The organism is Pelagimonas sp. (assembly GCF_050633425.1).
In the GTDB taxonomy this organism is placed as follows: Bacteria; Pseudomonadota; Alphaproteobacteria; order Rhodobacterales; family Rhodobacteraceae; genus Pelagimonas.
The window spans coordinates 1-20,191 of sequence record NZ_JBOEGM010000005.1; the positions used below are offsets into that span (position 1 = coordinate 1).

18 protein-coding genes are annotated in these 20,191 nt (G+C 57.2%); 17 read left to right on the forward strand and 1 reads right to left on the reverse strand.

Going from position 1 to position 20,191, the window contains the following annotated elements; all coding sequences use genetic code 11:
* The 4 genes from ACRBB0_RS04625 to ACRBB0_RS04640 all read left to right on the forward strand — a co-directional run.
* Positions 1-1,496 (forward strand): leucine-rich repeat domain-containing protein (locus tag ACRBB0_RS04625; RefSeq protein ID WP_431373236.1); only part of this gene is annotated, 1,496 nt, incomplete at its 5' end.
* Between the two features lie 72 nt (positions 1,497-1,568).
* On the forward strand, positions 1,569-2,480 hold the full coding sequence (locus ACRBB0_RS04630) for a tetratricopeptide repeat protein (RefSeq protein WP_431373237.1): 912 nt from the start codon (positions 1,569-1,571) through the stop codon (positions 2,478-2,480).
* A 27-nt stretch (positions 2,481-2,507) separates the two neighbouring features.
* The gene (locus ACRBB0_RS04635; protein ID WP_431373238.1) at positions 2,508-3,149 is read left to right on the forward strand and encodes an LON peptidase substrate-binding domain-containing protein; all 642 of its coding nucleotides are present in this window, start codon (positions 2,508-2,510) and stop codon (positions 3,147-3,149) included.
* The gene (locus tag ACRBB0_RS04640) at positions 3,146-3,331 is read left to right on the forward strand and encodes a Trm112 family protein (RefSeq protein ID WP_431373239.1); all 186 of its coding nucleotides are present in this window, start codon (positions 3,146-3,148) and stop codon (positions 3,329-3,331) included. Before ACRBB0_RS04635 ends, ACRBB0_RS04640 begins: the two co-directional genes overlap by 4 nt.
* A 423-nt stretch (positions 3,332-3,754) precedes the next feature.
* Here ACRBB0_RS04640 and ACRBB0_RS04645 read toward each other — a convergent pair whose 3' ends face one another.
* Positions 3,755-4,726, reverse strand: a complete 972-nt coding sequence (locus ACRBB0_RS04645; protein ID WP_431373240.1) for a threonine ammonia-lyase — start codon at positions 4,724-4,726, stop codon at positions 3,755-3,757.
* A gap of 21 nt (positions 4,727-4,747) precedes the next feature.
* Between ACRBB0_RS04645 and ACRBB0_RS04650 the strand changes: the two genes are divergently transcribed.
* The 13 genes from ACRBB0_RS04650 (at position 4,748) to ACRBB0_RS04710 (ending at position 20,132) form a co-directional block, all read left to right on the forward strand.
* Positions 4,748-5,341 (forward strand): DUF1643 domain-containing protein, encoded by a 594-nt coding sequence (locus tag ACRBB0_RS04650; RefSeq protein ID WP_431373241.1) that lies wholly within the window; start codon positions 4,748-4,750, stop codon positions 5,339-5,341.
* The gene (locus ACRBB0_RS04655; protein WP_431373242.1) at positions 5,334-5,618 is read left to right on the forward strand and encodes a DUF5665 domain-containing protein; all 285 of its coding nucleotides are present in this window, start codon (positions 5,334-5,336) and stop codon (positions 5,616-5,618) included. Before ACRBB0_RS04650 ends, ACRBB0_RS04655 begins: the two co-directional genes overlap by 8 nt.
* Before the next feature lie 90 nt (positions 5,619-5,708).
* Complete coding sequence (locus tag ACRBB0_RS04660; protein ID WP_431373243.1) at positions 5,709-6,674, forward strand: calcium-binding protein; 966 nt, start codon at positions 5,709-5,711, stop codon at positions 6,672-6,674.
* 190 nt (positions 6,675-6,864) lie between these two features.
* On the forward strand, positions 6,865-7,134 hold the full coding sequence (gene rpsO, locus ACRBB0_RS04665) for a 30S ribosomal protein S15 (protein ID WP_299922608.1): 270 nt from the start codon (positions 6,865-6,867) through the stop codon (positions 7,132-7,134).
* 428 nt (positions 7,135-7,562) lie between these two features.
* Positions 7,563-9,584 (forward strand): alkaline phosphatase family protein, encoded by a 2,022-nt coding sequence (locus tag ACRBB0_RS04670; RefSeq protein WP_431373244.1) that lies wholly within the window; start codon positions 7,563-7,565, stop codon positions 9,582-9,584.
* 45 nt (positions 9,585-9,629) lie between these two features.
* A complete protein-coding gene (locus tag ACRBB0_RS04675) occupies positions 9,630-14,234 on the forward strand; it encodes a molybdopterin cofactor-binding domain-containing protein (RefSeq protein ID WP_431373245.1) in 4,605 nt (1,534 codons plus the stop codon).
* A gap of 34 nt (positions 14,235-14,268) precedes the next feature.
* Positions 14,269-15,774 carry a hypothetical protein gene (locus tag ACRBB0_RS04680; RefSeq protein ID WP_431373246.1) on the forward strand — a complete coding sequence of 502 codons (1,506 nt, stop codon included), beginning with the start codon at positions 14,269-14,271 and terminating at the stop codon, positions 15,772-15,774.
* A gap of 290 nt (positions 15,775-16,064) precedes the next feature.
* A complete protein-coding gene (locus tag ACRBB0_RS04685) occupies positions 16,065-16,406 on the forward strand; it encodes a Fur family transcriptional regulator (protein WP_431373247.1) in 342 nt (113 codons plus the stop codon).
* A 29-nt stretch (positions 16,407-16,435) separates the two neighbouring features.
* Positions 16,436-17,152 carry a zinc uptake protein ZrgA gene (zrgA, locus tag ACRBB0_RS04690; RefSeq protein WP_431373248.1) on the forward strand — a complete coding sequence of 239 codons (717 nt, stop codon included), beginning with the start codon at positions 16,436-16,438 and terminating at the stop codon, positions 17,150-17,152.
* 12 nt (positions 17,153-17,164) lie between these two features.
* The gene (locus ACRBB0_RS04695) at positions 17,165-17,866 is read left to right on the forward strand and encodes an ABC transporter ATP-binding protein (protein WP_431373249.1); all 702 of its coding nucleotides are present in this window, start codon (positions 17,165-17,167) and stop codon (positions 17,864-17,866) included.
* On the forward strand, positions 17,863-19,113 hold the full coding sequence (locus ACRBB0_RS04700) for an ABC transporter permease (protein WP_431373250.1): 1,251 nt from the start codon (positions 17,863-17,865) through the stop codon (positions 19,111-19,113). Before ACRBB0_RS04695 ends, ACRBB0_RS04700 begins: the two co-directional genes overlap by 4 nt.
* Positions 19,114-19,131: 18 nt before the next feature.
* On the forward strand, positions 19,132-19,635 hold the full coding sequence (locus tag ACRBB0_RS04705) for a DUF3299 domain-containing protein (protein ID WP_431373251.1): 504 nt from the start codon (positions 19,132-19,134) through the stop codon (positions 19,633-19,635).
* Positions 19,629-20,132 (forward strand): DUF3299 domain-containing protein, encoded by a 504-nt coding sequence (locus ACRBB0_RS04710; RefSeq protein ID WP_431373252.1) that lies wholly within the window; start codon positions 19,629-19,631, stop codon positions 20,130-20,132. Before ACRBB0_RS04705 ends, ACRBB0_RS04710 begins: the two co-directional genes overlap by 7 nt.
* Positions 20,133-20,191: the final 59 nt, after the last annotated feature.

The window sequence follows — 20,191 nt, forward strand, 5'->3', positions numbered from 1 at the left end:
TTTCTGGGTTGAGCGCTTTGTCGGACCTGAGGTTACACTACACGTCGGTCAGCGATCTTTCGCCGCTGTCCGGGTTGAGCGCTTTGTCGCTCCTTTGGTTAGACCACACGTTGGTCAGCGATCTGTCGCCGCTGTCCGGGTTGAGTGCTTTGTCGGCCCTGTGGTTAAACGACACGTCGGTCAGCGATCTGTTGCCGCTGTCCGGGTTGAGTGCTCTGACGGGCCTGTGGTTAAACGACACGCCGGTCAGCGATCTGTTGCCGCTGTCCGGGTTGAGCGCTTTGTCGGACCTGAGGTTAAACGACACGTCGGTCAGCGATCTGTCGCCGCTGTCAGAGGTGACAGAGTTAAAAAGCCTGTACCTTCGAAATACCCAAATTCAATTTTTGTCCCCTTTGTCAGGCCTACCGCACCTTCGTGATGTGCGGCTGGACGGTAGTCAGGTGGTGGACTTGCGACCGCTGGCACATATGCGCGGTGTTGAACTGGGTTATTTGGATAAAGGTGTGACCTTTCAAGACACCCCCGCCGCGCAGGTCGACACCCGATTGGCGGAGATTGCCGAGATCGAGGATGACACAGCGCGGCTCGAAACCCTGTTTGAGTATCTGGAGGATTGGGAGCCACCGGGGGAACAGGCGCGCATCAACGAGCCGGAACCCGACCCTTTGTTTCAGGTCGTCGAAGAAGGCAACAAGCTAGAGGTTGCGGCCTCCTGTCCAGACGCGGCAGAGCGAGAGGATGCGCTCAAACGCGCCATGCATCAAGCAATGCCAGCTATGGCTGATCGGCTTGCCAGATCGGCGGGAAATCAATTTCCCCGGCTGGCCGATCTGGCCCGTCATTTGGCGGAGCTGGTCGACACCCCGTTTGAGACGCTGGATATGGCGGGTTTGCATCTGGCCCTTGTTGAGCTGCGCGCAATAGAAGCCGTTGGTCAAGAAGAGGGTATGGCGTTCGAAGCCCATATTGTTGCGCAGTTGTCGGCCATGGTGGATGCCGGGGGTGCGCTGACGGTGGATCACCCTTTGGTGACGCTGTTGATGGAACGCGCGCGCAAAGCCCGCGAAAACCCAGATAGTGACGCAGATGATCACGTGCGCAGTGAGATGAGCCATGCGGTCGCCGGGGATGTTGACGCCATGGGGCCGCGATTGCGGGCAATGGAACAATCGGTTGCGGACAATCCTGACCCGCAAGCCAAAGAAGCCAAGAAAGCCATCAATCGAAATGTGCTTTGGGTGATCGGGGTGAGCGGTTTTGGTTTTGTCGCCAATGCGGTGGCCGGTCAAGTTGTGACTGACTTGGTGGGTGTACCGGTGTCTGCCTTTGTCAAGGCGAACCTGCCCTTGCTTCTTGAGGTGGCAGGTACGTATGGCGCGGTATTTGCCGATTGGTTTGCGGCAAGCCTTGCCAATGTTCCCGACTATCGACCGATCATTGAGGCGCATCAAGGTCGGCATACAAAGAAGGCCCCGGAAGCGCCGCCAAGTTGAGGCATACCCTTGCAACCAAGCCAATCCTGCGCCATCTAGCAGGCAACGCAACCGCAACTGGCGGAGGAAATTATGTTGGAACTGGGTGGTGCCGCACCGGCGGCGACTGATCTGATCAAGGATGTGACCGAGGCGGATTTCATGAGAGAGGTTGTCGACGCCTCGATGGAAACCCCGGTTATTGTTGATTTTTGGGCCCCTTGGTGTGGGCCGTGCAAAACGCTGGGGCCTCAGCTTGAAGCGGCTGTGACGGCGGCGAATGGCGCGGTCAAGATGGCCAAGGTCAATGTCGACGAAGCGCAAATGATTGCCGGTCAGTTGCAAATTCAGTCGATTCCGACGGTTTACGCCTTTTGGCAGGGCCAGCCGGTTGATGGGTTTCAGGGCGCGGTGCCTGAATCTGAGGTCAAAGCCTTTGTGGGTCGTGTGGTTGAGGCGGGCGGCGGTGATGCGTCGGGTGGTCTTGATGGCGCGCTGGATGCGGCCGATGAAATGCTTGAGGCAGGCGCGGCAGATGATGCGGCCCAGACCTATGCCGCGGTTGTGGAAGAAGATCCCAACAATGTGCGCGCCTTTGCCGGGTTGGTGCAGGCGCATTTGGCGCAGGATGATTTGGCGCAGGCCGAGGCAATCTTGAACGGTGCCCCGGCTGAGATTTCGGGCGCGCCCGAACTCGAAGCGGCCCATGCGCAGATTGAGCTGGCCAAACAGGCGGCGGATGCTGGCCCTGTGGCTGAGCTGACGGCGGCGGTTGAGGCGGACCCTGACAACCATCAGGCGCGGTTTGATCTGGCCCAGGCATTGCACGCCAATGATGATGCCGAAAATGCGGTGGCCCAGTTGCTTGAACTGTTCCGGCGCGACCGTGAGTGGAATGACGGCGCGGCCAAGGCCCAGCTGTTCACCATTTTCGATGCGCTCAAGCCAAATGACCCGGTGGTGCTCAATGGGCGGCGCAAGCTTAGCTCGATGATCTTTGCCTAACGGCCCGACTGCGCTAGATTGCCGGGTATGAAACGGCTGACTGATCTTCCTGAGACCTTGCCGGTCTTCCCGCTTCCGGGGGCTTTGATGCTGCCTCGGGCGCGGTTGCCGCTGCATGTTTTTGAGCCGCGCTATTTGGCGATGCTGGATGATGTGCTCAAAACGCAGACCCGTTTGATCGGGATGATCCAACCCTGCCCAACCCCCGAAAGCGAAAATCCGCGTCTGCACAGCATTGGCTGCGCCGGGCGGATCACCCAGTTTTCCGAAACTGAGGACGGGCGGTATATGATCACCTTGTCGGGGGTGTCGCGCTATCGGGTGATAGAAGAGCTGGAGGGGTTTCAGCCCTACCGCCGCTGCCGCGTGTCGTGGTCGGGGTTTGAGCGCGATCTTGAAGGGGCTGAGGAGGATCATGCCTTTGACCGCCCTCGGTTTATGAACCTGCTGGAGCGGTATTTCGATGTTCAGGAATTGTCAGTGGATTGGCCGACGCTCAAGGATGCGGATGACGAATTGCTGATCAATTCACTCTCTATGTTGCTTGATCTGAGCCCGGAAGACCGCCAAGCGCTGCTTGAGGCTCCGTCCCTGACGACACGGCGTGAGACCCTTGTGACGCTGATAGAATACTCCCTTCGCGGGGGAGAAGAGGATTTGATACAATGAGCCCGAACACAGTGATCGACCGGCGTATGTTAGAAGCGCTGATTTGCCCGGTGACCCAAGGCGGCCTCGATTATGACGCTGAGAAACAAGAACTGGTCAGCCGAAGCGCCAAACTTGCCTTTCCGATTCGCGATGGCATTCCGGTGATGTTGGTCGACGAGGCGAGATCGCTTGAGGAGTGAGTCTGTCGCGACGGCTAGGGACGGAACGCAGACCCGGTGAAATAACGAGGCGCGGTTTGACGGATTTCGCTTTTGATCAGGCATAGGGGCATAGGGTTCAGGCTCTAGCAAGAGGCCGCTCATTCAAGGGCATATGCCGCAGGCTGGGGCTCGGTTCATGACGCCCGTCACGCCAATAGCGCGCAAGGGCCGGTTGGCATCCCTCTGGGATGACGGGCTAAGAGGGATGCCTGTTGTTTTTCGCTCGGCCACCACGCCCAGATATCCAGCCCAGACATCCAGCATTGACTGCGTAAGCCAGCATTGACTGCGCAAGCCGCGCGGCTCATCCCATGCCTTCGAAACTGTAGGCCCAATGGCACGAGCCAATGGCGCAAAGCATCTCAGGCCCTTGCTGGGAGCGCAAATTTATGGGGCCTGACCCTAAAGCGTCTCAAGCGCGCGGGCAAAAATGCTCGGGTCTACATTGCCACCTGAAATTGTCGCGATAATCGTGTCACTGTCGACATCATCCGCGTGAAACAAGGCACAGGCCAAGGCAATGGCTCCACCGGGTTCGGCCACCACCTTGAGGTGTTGAAACGCCAGCCCCATGGCGCGTAAGGCCTCGTCTTCGCTGGCAACCAGACCGGGGCCACACAGGCGCGACATGATCGGAAAGGTGATTTCACCGGGCATCGGTGTGAGGATCGCGTCACACAGCCCACCGGCTTCTACCGCGTTCCGTTCCGCTTTGCCCGATTTCAATGAGCGAGCAACATCGTCATATCCCACGGGTTCTGCCGGGTGGACGCGCATTTTCGGGGCTTTTTCCGCAAGCGCCAGCGCCACGCCGGATGTGAAGCCGCCGCCTCCGCAACAGACCAAAACATCAGCTTCGCTCACCCCTAATGCGGCGGCTTGCTCGGCGATTTCCAAACCACAGGTGCCTTGTCCGGCGATCACTTGGGGTTCGTCATAGGGTTTGATCAGGGTCAGCCCGCGTTCTTTTGCGATATTTGTGCCAATCGTTTCACGGCACTCGCGTGCGCCTCGGTCATACAACACGACTTCGCCGCCCAGCCGTTTGGTGCCTTCGATTTTCAACGTCGGTGCATCTGAGGGCATGACAATGACCGCCGGGATGCCAAAGGCGTGGGCCGCAGCGGCAATACCTTGGGCGTGGTTGCCCGATGAAAACGCGATCACACCACGGTTTCGGGTGGCTTCGTCAAGCGCCGAGACCGCCGACCATCCGCCGCGATATTTGAAGCTTCCGGTATGTTGCAGGCACTCTGCCTTGACCAAAATGCGTTTGCCCGCAATGTCATCCAGTGCTGGTGAGGACAACAGCGGTGTGCGGCGGACATGGCCATCGACCCGTTTTGCAGCGGCGGAAATCATCTCAAAATTCATCGGCTTGATCCTGATACGCGAGTGTCGCTGCCAAAGGGCCTCAGTGCGGCGCGGCTGTCAACGGGTCTTGCGCTGGGGCGGCGCATTCGGCAGCTTGCGGCCATGATTGAACGCCATGCAGACCAAGACGGGCAACGCAGCATTGCCTATTATTCGCCCTGCGGCACCTATCGCTATGGGCTTGAGCGGATTTGGGGGGAGGGGCCGGCGTTGCTGTTTGTGATGCTCAACCCGTCAACGGCGACCGAAGAAAAGAATGACCCGACGATTGAGCGCTGCCAGCGCCGCGCGATCCAGCTTGGGTTTGGCACCTTGAAAATCGCCAATTTATTTGCCTTTCGCGCCACGCTGCCCACCGATTTGCGCAAAGCGGATGACCCAGAGGGGCCTGAAAACGCCGCCTTGCTCGGCCAATGGTCGGGCAAAGCGCAAATGACCATTGCTGGGTGGGGAACGCATGGCGCGCTATTGGGGCAGGGCACGCGGGTTGCGCCGCTTTTGAATGGTGATGTACGACACTTGGGCTTGACCAAGGACGGCCATCCGCGCCATCCCCTTTATGTTTCTTACGCGACAAAGCCGACGGCTTGGCCCAAGGAGGCCCGTTATGTCTAAACCTGTTTCTTCACAACACACTGACACGCTTGAATTGGGCCGTCTGGCCGATGAGGTGGCGCGGTTAAATGCGCATCGGTTTGTGCGTGTTCACAATTCGATCCCGCGCTTGATTGGGTTTCAGTTCTTGCGCGGTCTGGCCTTTGGGTTGGGCACTGCTATTGGCGCAACGGCCCTGGTGTCTGTGGTTGTTCTTGTGCTCAGCCAAATCGAATTTGTCCCGATTATCGGTTCCCTTGCAGGGCAGGTTATTGATGAAATTGCCAACAAACCTTGAAGGCATTCGTTAACCACCGAACGCGAATATTATTGAATAAAGGGCCGCAATCTGGGATGTTTCCAGCGGCTCCGTGTGAGGTTTGATGCGATGTTTTTCTTAGCTGGTCTTCTTGGGATGATGGCCCTTGGTTCCGTGGTGGTGGTGAGCACTGCCACGCCCGATGATGAGCTTGTCGATGACACCCCTCAAAACTCTGGTGCGGATGGCGCAGGGCAAACCGGGTCTTTGTTTGAGCAATTGGGGCTGGTTGAAAGCGGCACAGACGACGATGATTCCATGGCGGGAAGCGATCACACCGATGCCCTGATTGGGTTGGACGGCGATGATGTGATTTCTGGCGGCGGTGAAGACGACGAACTGCACGGCAACGATGGCAACGACACGGTGCTTGGCGGAGACGAGAACGACACCGTGCATGGCGAAGATGGCGATGACGTGTTGGATGGCGGCGCCGATGATGACGATTTGTACGGTCATCATGGCGACGATGCGATGCAAGGCGGGTCCGGTGACGACCATTTGGTTGGCGGTCTGGGCGACGATCTGATGGATGGGGGCATCGGCGATGATGCCCTTGGCGGTCGCGAAGGTGCGGATACATTGCATGGCGGACTGGGCTCAGACACGCTGTTTGGCGGCTTCGACAATGATATTGTAAACGGCGTTGTCCGCGATGAAACTGGCGAAGATATTGACGATCAAGACTTCCTGAATGGCGGTGATGGCGACGACACAATCACCGCCGGGTCGGGCGATATTGTCACCGCAGGCGAAGGCGAAGATACCTTTGTGCTGGGGGATTGGATAACCGGCGATGCTGCTCAGTTTATGGATTATGACAACGCGGAAGATCAGCTTGTCATCGTCTATGATGATAGCGCTGGCGGTGAAGATCCTGAACTTGAAATTCGGGCGTCGGCTGATGATCCGAACACCACCGAGATTGTGGTGGATGGCACCGTTTTGGCAACCCTGGCCAGTGAAAACGCACCGACATTGGAAACCGTTGTCTTGGTTGGTGAAAGCGTCGCTGAGGAATTGGCCGTTGCCTAAGGGGCGGCCGCGTCCGCCCTTAAACCCTATGAACGCGGTGCCAAAGAAATCAACACACTGACAAACTCTCTTCCCTTTTGATTGGGAATCGCGTATGTGCGCGCATCCGCTCTTGCGGATATCTCCACGGGCCTTGCTGGACGACATCCCGGCTTGCGCCATAACCCTTATCTTCTGAAAGGAGACCCCGATGTCGATTACGCCCGAAGAAAAAACACGCTTGATGAAAGAATTCGGCACCAAAGAAGGCGACACAGGTTCGCCCGAAGTACAGGTTGCTATCCTCACCTCGCGTATCTCGACACTGACCGAGCACTTCAAAACCCACAAGAAAGACAACCACTCGCGTCGTGGTCTTCTTAAGTTGGTTGCTCAGCGTCGTAAGCTGCTGGATTACACCAAAGCCAAAGATGTGGCCCGTTACCAGGACCTGATCAAACGCCTCGGCATCCGCCGCTAAAACAGGCTGGGTTCGCCCATCTGTTCTTAAACCAAATATCCACATTGGGTTGAACACTCGGTCACAGGTTCAGGGCGCATGTGCGTGCTGAACAGGACAAGAGCGCTCATCCTCGGAGACAGAAAGGCGGCAAATTTTTTGCCGCCTTTTTCTATGTGCGCAAGATGTTTTGGCCGCATCTTATGCCCGCCCCCCCCCCCTCGTTAAAGCAGGCGCTTCGCCCCACTAGGGCGCGGGGCTGACTGCTGTACGCGGATGACAGCCCCAGAGCTTTCAATACGACCTCAACACCTTACGATAGAAAATCTAGAAAAAATATAATCAAGGGTTGATTAAAAGAAGATTTTAGCTGCATCTTTACACGACAAAATTGAGCCAACTGATTGATTACCAAGCGAGCCGACAGGCCTTTGCCAGGGAGAGCCATAGTGCCCCAAGCGTTTGATCGAATCCTCATTGTTATGATGGAAAACCAATACCGGAACTATGTTCTGAGCGATGCCTTTATGGGCAAATTGGCCCGTGCCGGGATGTCGCTGACCAATTCCTTTGGGTGTTTTCATCCTTCACAGACAAATTACGTGGCCTCTCTCGCGGGGGAGCTGTGCAATGTCACCAATGACGACGCTCCGACGACTCCCTTGCCGCAGCAAACGCTGATCGACCGGATCGAAGAGAAAAATGTCAGCTGGAAGGCCTATATGGAGGCATTGCCCCCAGAGCTTTGGAACGAAAACTGGGCCAAACCGACTTATCCTGCGGCTGACGCCCCCTTGGCTCAATACCCCAATAGCAATGACGCGCTTGCTCGGTATTTTCGCAAACACAACGCCTTTGCATCATTCCGAACCATTCAGTCAAACCCGGATCGCTGGGCGAAAATCGTTGACGAAAACCAGTTTTGGAATGACGTCGAAAACGGCAACCTCCCTCAGTATTCCTGGTTCACGCCCGATATTTGGAACGATGGGCATTACCTTTATAACACCCATTTTGACACCAATCCGCGCACCCGCTTGGTTCCGCAATTGTCGGCTTGGTTGGAATACGTGTTTTTGGGTGATCCGGGCGTGGAAAACGTGCAGGGCGCGCAGGCTTCTGGCGTTGCCAATATCGGTTTGAACCTTGATGTCGATCTGTTGCTGAGCGACCCGGAAAAGGCGTGGAAAGCCTCGCGGGTGCCTGAGGGCACTTTGATCATGATCACCTTTGATGAGGCGGATTATGACGCTGTGGGCTATGACACCAATTACGATGGCCCCAATCAAATCTACTCTGTTTTGTTGGGGGATATGATCACGCCGGGCAGCACATGGGACCGGCCCTTTAACCACTATAGCCTGCTGCGTACCATCGAAAAGAACTTTGACCTCAACAGCTTGGACAGGAATGACAAGGACGCAGGTTGGGTGCGGGGATTGTGGGGGCAAACCTATGATTGGTCCAAACCGCAACAGGCCGATTTGCCCTTGGGGCAGGTGGCCGAAGCAGCGCTGTGTGGCGATGTGCCCTGTTTGGTGACAGACACCGATGGGGCGCTGGTGACGTCGCGGCTTGAGGGCGGTCAGTGGAGCGCTCCTGTGCCGACCGGGTTTGCGTTGCCCCAAGGCGATGTGCGCCTGACCGCGTTCAAAGACAGCGTGATGCTGGTGATGCCGCGCGACGATGGGGGGTTTGTGTTTAGCCTGTCACGGGACGGGGTGCATTGGTGCGATCCAAGGCCCATGCCCGATGACATCCGAGGCAGCAATCTGACCCTGTTGGGATATCGCGACATTGGTGACAAGGATGCCGCCAAGGCGATGGTGTGCTGGCAAGACCCGCAGGGGTTCATTTTCAGTTCGGTCTTTGACGGTGAATGGGGTACGGCAACGCCCGTGGGGCAACTGTCTGACGGGCCTATGGCGTTGGGACAGCTTGGGCCATCGCTGTTCCTGGTCTACAAAGAGCGCAACACGCAAGTGATGCGAGTGACATCTTATAACCTCGCCGCCTTTAACGTGCTTGTGGCCAAGGATTTTGCCGGAAACCCGGCCCCCGACAACAACACCACACAATATGCATGGGCCGTTGCTGATTTCGAGGTCGGCAATTTTGCCAAGAAACTGTCTGCACTCAAGAACGAATATCTTGCGGATGGTAAGCTGACCCTGGCGACAATGGACGGCGAATTGCATCTGGTGCATCGCGCCGCCTATGCGGACACGCCGCAGGCCTATGACACTGTTTTTGGCCTGACCGGAATTTTGACTCCGGGCTCTGAACGCTCAAACGGTTTTGGCTCTCTGGACCAGGCGGGATGGACGCGCGAGCAACAGATCCCCGGCGTGTCTTTGCCTGCTGGTGGGTTGCATGCGCTCTGCCCTGATGGCGCGGATGGGTTGGTTATGGTTTGGCCGGGTGCCGATACGATGATGTGGAGCCGGGCGGCGTATCACCGCACCGCTTAACCCATTTTCTCAATATTTTCAGATAGCTGCACAGAGGTTTGAACAATGGACAATAAAGTTACGTTTTTTCTCAACGGTGACAAAGTTACTTTGGACGACCCATCGCCAGATTTGTTGTTGATTGATTACCTGAAATCGCCGGACATCAATTTGACGGGCCCCAAGAAACCCTGTGGGCAGGGCGGGTGCGGTGGCTGCACGGTGATCTTATCTGATTGGGATGGCGAAAAAGATCAACCCAGACATCGGGCGATCAACTCTTGTTTGCGGCCAGTTTGTGCATTGAACGGCTTGGTGGTGACCACGGTCGAGGGCACCGGAACGCCCAATCAACCCATTCCTGCACGGCTTGAACATAACCCGGTGATGGGGCGCGCCGGGTCCCCGCGGGGGCAACGTCAGGCCCGCCCGGTTACGCCGCCTTTGATGTCGGTGCTTGAAGCGCAGGAGCAGCATATTGACGTGGTCGCCAGTGCTGACAAAGCGGCCGAAGCCATTGATGATGGGGCGAAAGTCCCGCTTGGGACGGTGCCGGCGCATGGTGGTATGAACCCGGTCGCGCATCGTTTGGCGGCCAATAATGGCACGCAATGTGGCTATTGCTCGGTTGGGTTTGTGATGAACATGACCGAGTATTTGTACAACAATCCCGACGCGACCAAGCGCGAGATTGAACAGGCTTTGGACGGCAATCTGTGCCGCTGTACCGGTTACCGGGCGATCCTGACCGGGATGAAGACCTTTGCCTCGGATTGGAGCGAACTGGATGAAAAGGAGCGGATGAAATGCCGCCTTGATCACGAAGCCCGCACCCAAATCCCAGCTTCACAAATTGAAATTCCCTACCCGGATGCGGCCGACCATGTGCCAGCCCCAGCCGAGCAGACCAGCGGCGCGCGCAAATGGTTTGCCCCAACCTCGGTGCCTGATTTGGTCAATCTGATGGAAACGCATCCGACGGCGCGCTTGGTCCATGCGAACACGTCTTATGGCATCTACAAAGAGGAATACCGCGCGGCGGATGTTCTGATCGACATTCGTGCGGTGCCCGGTTTGCACGGTGCGCCATCGCAAATCGACGGCTATCTCAACATCCCCGCCGGAACGGATTACAGCGATTTGATTGCGGCGCTTGAAACGGAAATGCAGGCTCTGGGTCAGACGGTTACCGAGCCGGACGGGCGCATTGTTTACCCAAGCACAACGCCGCTTGGCGCGGTGCATCATATGGCGATGCGAACCGCAGGCAGGTTGGTGCGCAATGCGGCGACACTTGGCGGCAACTTCATGCTGGTCGCGCATCATATTGCGCAGGGCGAGCCCTTCCCATCGGATGCGGCAACAGCGCTTGCAGGGACAAAATCATGGGTTGAGTTTGTCGATATTGAAGGCGGAGCACAGGCGCAGTGGATCCGCATTGACGAGTTGTTTGACGTCCTGAGCCAAGACCCAGGCCTAGCGAGCCGGATGATCTTGATCCGTTTCCAAGTGCCGGTGGAACCGGGCGAGGGCGTGGTGACCTTGGCGCAAAAGGTGGCGCTGCGCGAGGTGAACTCGCATTCATTGGTCAACACAACGACCCAGATTGACGTGACGCCGGATGGTACGATTGAGGCCGCTTGCCTGACCTTTGGCGGCATTGCCCCCTATCCATGGCAGGCCCGCGCGACACAAGAGTTGATGCGCGGCAGACCGTTTAACCTTGGGGCCATCGCCGAAGTTGCAGAGTGTTTGTTGGGCGAAGTGCTTGAGGAGTTGGATCGCCAAACTGAGCGCATGGCCGGTTTGCCCGATGAGGGCGTTCCAAACGCCTACAAGGCGCAACTGGCCGCGAGCTATCTGTACAAAGCCTATGTCAACGGGCTTGAACAGCTGGGCGGGGATGTGCCTGTGACGGATCAATCCGCTGGCATTGAAGCATGGGGCAATTGGCCGATAAGCGACGGTCGTCAAAGCTGGCAATCGGATGCCTCTATGGAGCGTCAGCCGGTTGGTGTGCCGTTCATCAAGTACCTCGGTATGGAGCAAACCGCAGGCAAGCTGCGCTATACCCATGAGCTGCCAAGCCCGCATGGCACCCTGTTTTCCAGTCTGGTCCATAGCACCGTTGCGCTGGGTGTGTTCCATTTCAAACATCCCGAAAGCGACGATGAAATTTCAGCCGACACTCTGGCCCTGATGTTGTCTGAGAAATTCGCCGGTTTTGAGGATCTGATCACCCATGACAATGTGCCCAAATCGGGCATCAACCTGCAAGGGATGGGCGGGGATCAGCCGCTTTTGTGTGATGGAACCGTGGTTTATGTCGGTCAATGTTTGGCGTTGATCGCGGCCAATGACCCGATGCTGGCCGAAGATATTGCGCAATTTGTGCAACAGAACTGCGTCGGCTACCGGGCCAAAATCTATGACGCCCCGGACGGCACAGACAAGCCCGATTGGTGGGACAGCCCGGTTTTGACGCTGGAAGACGCCATGAGCGTTGGATCGGTCTTTCCCGATTGGCCGTCGCGGGCAAGTTTCGTGTCGCATGTTTGGAAAATCGAACGCCCCGGCAGCCTGTTGGATTGGGCCGATTGGGGGGCCGATCCGGTCACCCGCCCAAGCCGCGACGATCAGGTTAACCTGAATGGCATCCCCTGTACCGTGGTGGGAACCACCCACAAAGTGGGCGGTCAGGCGCATTTCTATATGGAACCGCAGGCCGTTCTGGTCGAGCCGGGCGACGCCCATACCATGACGCTGCGCCCCTCAACGCAAAGCCCGCAAGAGATGCATCAAACCGGGGCGATGGCGATTGGCGCGCAATATAACCATCTGCAAGTCAACGTGCCTCCGGTCGGTGGTGGGTTTGGCGGTAAGACCGAACAGACGCGTTTTGTGGTCGGGCCGGCGGTGGTGGCCGCCAATGCGACCAACAAACCGGTGCGTCTTGCGCTGAGCCGTGACCAAGACACGGCAATGATAGGCAAACGCCACGGCTATTTTGGCAAGGTGCAGATCGCATTGGATAATGGGGATCTGAACCCCGATGACCGGGGCCGTATCCGCGGCCAAAAGATGGAGCTTTGGGGCGATGGTGGGGCGTTTTACGACTGTTCCTTTATCGTGTCGAACTGCATCATCACGCGGGCCGACAACGCCTATTCGGTGCCCAATTACCTTGCGCAGATTGATGTTTGCCGCACAAACACCGCGCCATCGACGGCCATGCGGGCCTTTGGCGATATTCAATCCAAAGCGATTGTCGAGGCCGCGATTGACGATGCGGCTTATGCGCTGAGCCTTACGGGTGAGAAAATCACCGGCGAGCAGGTGCGCGAACGCAGTCTGTATCAGCGCGGAGAGGCCACGCCATTTGGGCAATCGCTGACCTATTGCTACATGCAGGAAGTCTGGGATTGGCTCAAGGACAAGGCCAAGCTGGAGTGCAAGCAAGACGAGGTTGAAAGCTTTAACGCCGCCAATCGCTGGCGCAAGCGTGGTGTTGCGATGCTGCCGGTCAAATATGGGTCGGGCTATAATCTGCCGATGTTGGAACAGGCCACGGCCACGTTGTCGATCTACCAGTCGGATGGCACGGTGGTGATCCACCAATCCGGCGTGGAAATGGGGCAGGGGCTTTTGACGGTGGCGCGGCAAGTCGCGGCAATGGTGCTGAACATCCCGATGGATATGGTCCGAGTCGAAAACGCGGCCACAACCGTGACGCCCAATCCAACCTCGACCGGGGGATCGACCGGCACGTCATATAATGCCGAAGCGGTCAAACAGCTCTGTCAGGATATGCGCACCCGGTTGATGGCCTATGCAGACGAATTGCGGATTCAAAACGGCGAAGACTGGTGTGTCAAAACCGGCGTCGATTATTGGAACCACAAGCTGAAAGGCTGGCAAGCCACCAGCAAGGCGACCGGCAAAATGATCTGGCCGACGCTGATCACCCAAGCCTATGGTGATCGGATCAACCTGACGGCCACCAAAAACGCCCAAATCCAGGGTGGTTTGGACGAGATGCCCAATGTGACCTACAAATCGACAAACCCCGCCGATCAGCCGTCGATCCCCGGTTATACGGTCAGCGACGCGCCTATCCCCGGCTCCTTCACCCAGTTCTGTGGATGGACCTATTCGGCGGCCTGCGCGGTGGTTGAAGTTGATGTGCTGACGGGTGAAACCAAGATCATCTCTTCGGACATCGCCTATGACATGGGGATGAGCCTGAACCCGGCGGTTGATATCGGCCAGGTCGAGGGCGCATTTGTTCAAGGCGTTGGGTTCCTTTTGACCGAGAAACTGGCCTTCCAGCCCAAGGGCGACGACAACGAAGGCCGTCTCAACAGTGTCAACACATGGCGCTACAAGGTGCCGGCGACCACAACGATCCCGCTGCGGATGGACACGCATCTGTTCCCACGCAGTCAGGTGCCCTTTGCCCTAAGTCCAACAGAAGGCGTTTTGTCGTCCAAAGAGGTGGGCGAACCGCCTTTGGTTCTTGCCACCAGTGTGTTCCTGGCGCTGCGCAACGCGGTCCGGGCCAGCCGGGTGGAACGCGGGCTTGATCCGTTCTTCGTGCTGGATGCGCCTGCCACCGTTGATGCCATCAGCGCCGCGCTGGAAGTGACGCCGGAACAATTTGCCGCCGAATGACATTTGCCCAAAAACCAAAAAGGGAGACCAATAAATGAGAGACAGATACACCAAATATACATGGCTGGCCGGGGCCGTTATGCTGGCCCTGCCCGGCGCGGGGATGGCCGAAAGTCCAAGCAAAATCAATTCATTGTGCCCGGATAACGCCACCGCGCCGCTGCCGCCGAATGCAAGCCGCCCCGTCAAGGAACAAACCGATCCAGTTGCGTTTGATTTTCACAACAATCCCTACCCGGATTTTGGCTTTATGGTCAGCCAGCAAGAGTATTTCTATTGCTGGTCGGATCAGCCCGTCTTTCGCCTGAAGACCGATTTTCCAGACACGTTGCCCGACTATGTTCCGCCATTTGTCGGCAATGGGGATTTTATGAACCCCGACTATGCCGCGGAGTACCTGGAAGAGGTCAAAGCCTACGCTTTGTTTGGCAACATCCCGCATTGGGACCCGTTCCAAAATGCCGAGGCCAATTGGTATCACATCCCTTGGCTGCATAGTTCGCCAACTGCCTATCCGCCAAATGGCGGCACCGAGGGCTTTCACGGTCTGATCAAAGAGGCCCCGCTGAGCCCACTGCAGATTTCCGCAGGGCAAGCCGGGCAGGACGGAGATTACTCTGTCTATGCGATCACGCTGGTGAACGACATTGCCGCCTATACTCTGTACGAGATGTGGAAAGACCCAACGGCCCCCGATCCGCGTGCCACAGATGCGCGGTATGGTGGTGGTTTCAAAGATGGCGCGGTGTTTGCCAAACTGCTCTTCACCGATGCGCCCAAAGGCGCGGATGAAGGCAAAATCCCCTTCCTGGAAAACCCGTTTTCCTGGCAAGGCTACATCACGCCAACCTTCAATCCGGTTGGTGACAAGCCGGTCCAACGCGTTGTCCGCGAGGTGAATCTGCTGCAGATGGATATCATGGTCCGCGACAGCACGGCTCCGGTAACCAATTGGGTTTTAGGCACATTTGCCTATAACGGCCAAGCCGAAGTTGAAGGTGCCCCGGCCCCTGATCAGCGCACCGACGCTGAAAAGATGATGTACAACCTGATTCCGGTCGGGCTGATGTGGGGCAATGACCCTGAAAACATCGACAATACCACCAACCCGTTTCCGCCGACCCAAACCATGGTCAACCCTGACCTGCTGGAAACGATCATCACCGACAGCCCCAACCTTCCGCCGCAGCATTTGGGATGGAACGGGCGTTTGAACGGGCCAGCAGATTTGAACACAACCTCCTGCTTGTCCTGCCATATCATGGCGCAATACCCGCCGCTGACATCGCTGGTGCCCCCCGGATCCGTGCCGGATGGTGGTCCAAATCCTCCTGATATCGCTGATCTGGAAGAGTGGATGTTCTGGTTCCAAAACGTACCCGCAGCGACATCGACCAATTCCTCAGCCTATTCGACGGACTTTAGTTTTCAGGTCGCGATTTCGTTGACGAATTTCTATGCGGCAAAAGATGCGGCCGAGTTTGGTCATCGGACCGACGAATATCTGGTGGCCCCGGTTCCAATTGCACGCGGGCAATAGGGCGCGCGGGTTTTACCCTAGGCCGATCAAAACACAGAAAGGGGCGCGCCGGCGAAGGACGGCGCGCCTTTTTTGGTGCGCAATATTGTCGGCCCTTAGATTTATGGCTGGGCGATACCAAGTGATGGGGGGCGATATGGGGCTGAGCTTGGCGGGGAAAAGAGAGGGTTGCGATTTGTTACGTTATAAAATAACAAATGGCCAAAGCGGCTATCGAGGATCACATGCGCAAACAAGCATCTGTTCGGCAATCTGACGTTTTGGGTGTGCTCCACAACCATGACAAACCCATGAAAAAACATGAAAAACCCATGACTGCCTATGCCATTCTTGATCAAATGAAGCGGCAGGAACCTAGCCTTGCGGCCCCCACGGTGTACCGGGCGCTTGCGGCGTTAACGGATCAGGGCGGGGCCTACAAACTCGAATCCCTCAAGGCTTTTGTGTCGTGCCAATGTCGCCACGAGGCGTCGGCCCCGGTTCTGGGAATCTGCGAAGACTGCGGCAATGTAGAAGAACATGACGGCGCGGGTTTGCTATCGGAATTGTCGGTCCTATCGGCCCAGCCTGGCTTTCGCGCCAGCCGCCATATCGTTGAAATCCACGGCCTTTGCCAAGGCTGTACCACCTAATATCCTTCCTCTGTTTACAGGTTACTCTCATGAAAACCCTTTCTATTCTTGCTCTGACGACCGTGATTGCAGCGCCCGTTTTCGCCGAAACCGCGCGCCAGCTTGGTGCCCATGAACATGGTGTCGGGCAATTGGACATTGCCTTTGACGGCGGCCAGATCGCGATGGAACTGCATGCGCCGGGCGCGGATATTGTTGGCTTCGAATATGAGGCAACAAGCGCTGAGGACAAAACCGCCGTGGACACCGCACTTGCGGCCCTAGTCAAGCCACTTGATCTGTTTGTTCTGGCGGATGCAGCCGGGTGCACCGTTGCCAAAGCCAGTGCCGAGCTTGAGGCCGAAGGCGATCACGATGACCACGGTGAAGAGGGGCACGATGACCATGGTGAAGAAGCCCATCACGACCACGACGAGCACGCGGAAAAGGGCCACGATGATCACGACCACGATGAGCACGGCCACGACGATCATGATGATCACGCGGAAAAAGGTCATGATGACCATGACGAGCACGGCGAAGACCATCACGATGATCATGCAGACGAGGCCGGTCACACCGAATTCCATGCGCAATACCTGCTGGACTGCACCGATCCTTCTGCGGTAACCCAAATCACGTTTGCCTATTTCGACACATTCCCAAATGCGCTTGAGGTTGAGGTGCAGATCATTTCCGACAAAGGCGCCACGTCGTTTGAAGTTGAGAAAGACGCGCCTGTGCTTGATCTTGGCGGCCTGTTCTAAAACGGATGCTTCATGCCTGATACGGCTGCAATTTTGCTTATGGACGACGTTCGCTACCGCTGGCCGGGGCGGGCGTCGTTTGGGTTGCATGTTCCGAAACTTGCGCTGGCAGCGGGGGAAACCGTGTTGTTGCTGGGCGAAAGCGGATCGGGCAAGTCGACGCTTTTGTCGTTGATTTGCGGCACGATTATCGCCCAATCTGGTGGGGTGTCGGTGGCTGGAACCCAGATCGCCGACCTATCAGCCGGACAGCGGGATCGGTTTCGAGCCGAGCAGATTGGCCTGATTTTTCAACAGTTTAATCTGTTGCCTTTTGCTTCCGTCCAAGACAACATCCTGCTCCCTTTGCAATTCGCTCCACAGCGTCGCCGACGCGTGGCCGATCTCAAGGCGGAAGCAGCGCAGCTGTGTCGCGATTTGGGCTTGCCCGACGGGGTGATGACAACGCGGGCCGGGCGCTTGAGTGTTGGCCAGCAACAACGCGTGGCCGCCGCGCGCGCGCTTATCGGAACGCCGCCGCTGATCATCGCGGATGAGCCGACATCCTCGCTTGATGCGGCCAGCCAATCCACATTTCTCGACCTTTTGTTCGCCCAGTCGCGCGCCCATGACACTGCGCTGCTGATGGTGAGCCATGACGCCCGCCTCTCCGACCAATTTGACCGGGTTATTCACATGTCTGACATCGCCACATCAGAACGAGCAGCGGCATGATCCTACGTCTTGCCTTTGGGTCGTTGCGCGCGCGCGCCTTGACGGTTGGAATGACCATTCTTGCCATCGCCTTGTCCGTGACCCTGTTCCTTGGGGTGGAAAAGGTCAGGACCGGGGCCAAGTCGAGCTTTGCCGACACGATTTCAGGCACCGACCTGATTGTTGGTGCGCGGTCTGGATCGGTTCAATTGCTTTTGTACTCGGTGTTTCGGATCGGTAACGCGACGAACAATCTGACTTGGGAAAGCTACCAAGACATTGCCGCCCAGCCGGTTGTTGACTGGATCGTGCCGATTTCGCTTGGGGATAGCCATCGCCAATTCCGGGTCATGGGCACAACCACGGCGTTTTTTGAACGATACAAATACCGATCAGGTCAATCGCTGGCGCTGCGCGATGGGGCTCTGATGGATGACCTGTTTGACACGGTGATCGGGGCCGATGTGGCGGCGACGCTGGGGTATAATATCGGCGATCCGATAGTGGTGGCCCATGGGTTGGCCTCCTTTTCGGAACACAAGGATCAGCCGTTTCGCGTCTCGGGCATTTTGGAGAAAACCGGCACGCCGGTTGATCGCACGGTCATCGTGAGCCTAGAGGCGATTGAGGCAATCCATGTCGATTGGAAAAGCGGCGCGCAGATTCCGGGCCAGTCAACACCCGCTGATGTCATCCGGCAAATGGAGCTCCAGCCCAAGGCGGTGACCGCCGCCCTTGTCGGCGTCAAAAGCCGCCTACAGGTGTTTGGATTGCAACGGGCCATCAACGAATATCCGCAAGAACCACTTCTGGCGATTTTGCCCGGTGTGGCGCTGCAAGAGCTCTGGCAAATCGTCGGAATCGCCGAAACCGCGCTGATTGCAGTGTCGGCGATGGTGGTTGTGACAGCTTTGATCGGGATGATGGCGACGATTTTTTCGAGCCTGAACGAACGACGCCGCGAAATGGCGATTTTTCGCGCTATGGGCGCGCGACCTCGTGTTGTGCTTGGCCTGCTGGTGCTTGAAGCGGTTGTGATGGCCGCAATTGGGGCCGTGCTTGGGCTGGCTTTGCTCTATGCCGGGCTGTTTGTGGGCCAACCTATCATCGACGCCGCCTTTGGCCTTTGGTTGCCGATTGATCCACCATCACTGCGCGAAGTCTGGGTGTTGCTCGGAGTGGTGGCGGCTGGCGCAATTGTGAGCATGGTTCCGGCCGTGCGGGCCTACCGCATGTCTCTGGCTGATGGTATGATGGTCAAAATCTAAGTGTAAAGGTACGAGACAATGCATCTGTCACGACGCCAGTTGATTGCCGCAGTTGCCGCCGGTATGGCGCTGCCAAAAGCGGCTTTGGCCAATTCCGCCACCGAAATCACCTGGGACGATCTTATTCCGCCCGGCGTGCCCTATTCCGAAATCATTGCCGAAGGTGAGATGGATGAGGCAAACGATTTCTGGCTGCCGGTTTTTGATGCCAATGCCACCAAGCTCAACCCAACGCTGGATGGGGCCTATATCAAGATGCCGGGCTATATTTTGCCGCTCGATTTGTCGACCGACGGCGTCACGAGCTTTGTCCTTGTGCCCTATGTTGGGGCCTGCATTCACACGCCGCCCCCGCCCGCTAATCAACTGGTTCTCGTAACGACACAAACCCCGTGGAAAAGCACTGACCTTTGGGAACCCGTTTGGGTCACAGGCGTGATGAAAAACAGCGTCCAGTCTACCGAGGTTGCAGAGGTGGGGTATTCGCTGACAGCTGACAAAATGGAGGTCTATGAATGGTAAATCCGCGCATGGATCGCCGCCGTTTGATGGCCGGTTTGGCGGCTTTGGCCTGCACGCCCGGGCTGGCTTGGGCTGAAAGTTTTGTTGATTTGGAATGGACGGACCTCATCCCAGAGGGGCAACCGGCCATGCCGCCGATGTTGCAAAACCTGATCAATCACGACAATCCGCCAATGTCGAGCCAACAGCCAGAATCCCTTGGGGTTCGCCATGACTGGGATGGTCAGATCGTGCGGCTGCCCGGCTTTATCCTGCCGATTGATTATTCGGGAACGGGTGTGACTGCCTTTATTCTGGTCCCCTTCGTCGGAGCCTGCGTCCATGTCCCGCCGCCACCTGCCAATCAATTGGTTTTTGTAACCACGTCAAAACCTTACGAAAGCTCGGGCCTCTATGAGGCGGTCAACGTTACCGGCATGTTTGGTGTGTCGTCGGTGTCGACCCAAGTGGCTCAAGTGGGTTATGCGTTGTCCGCCGATTTGATTGAGCCGTTCTAGGGGCCAGCCCCTAAGCGCGTGTCTGCGCCAAAGTCATTCATGACACCGATCACGCGCGC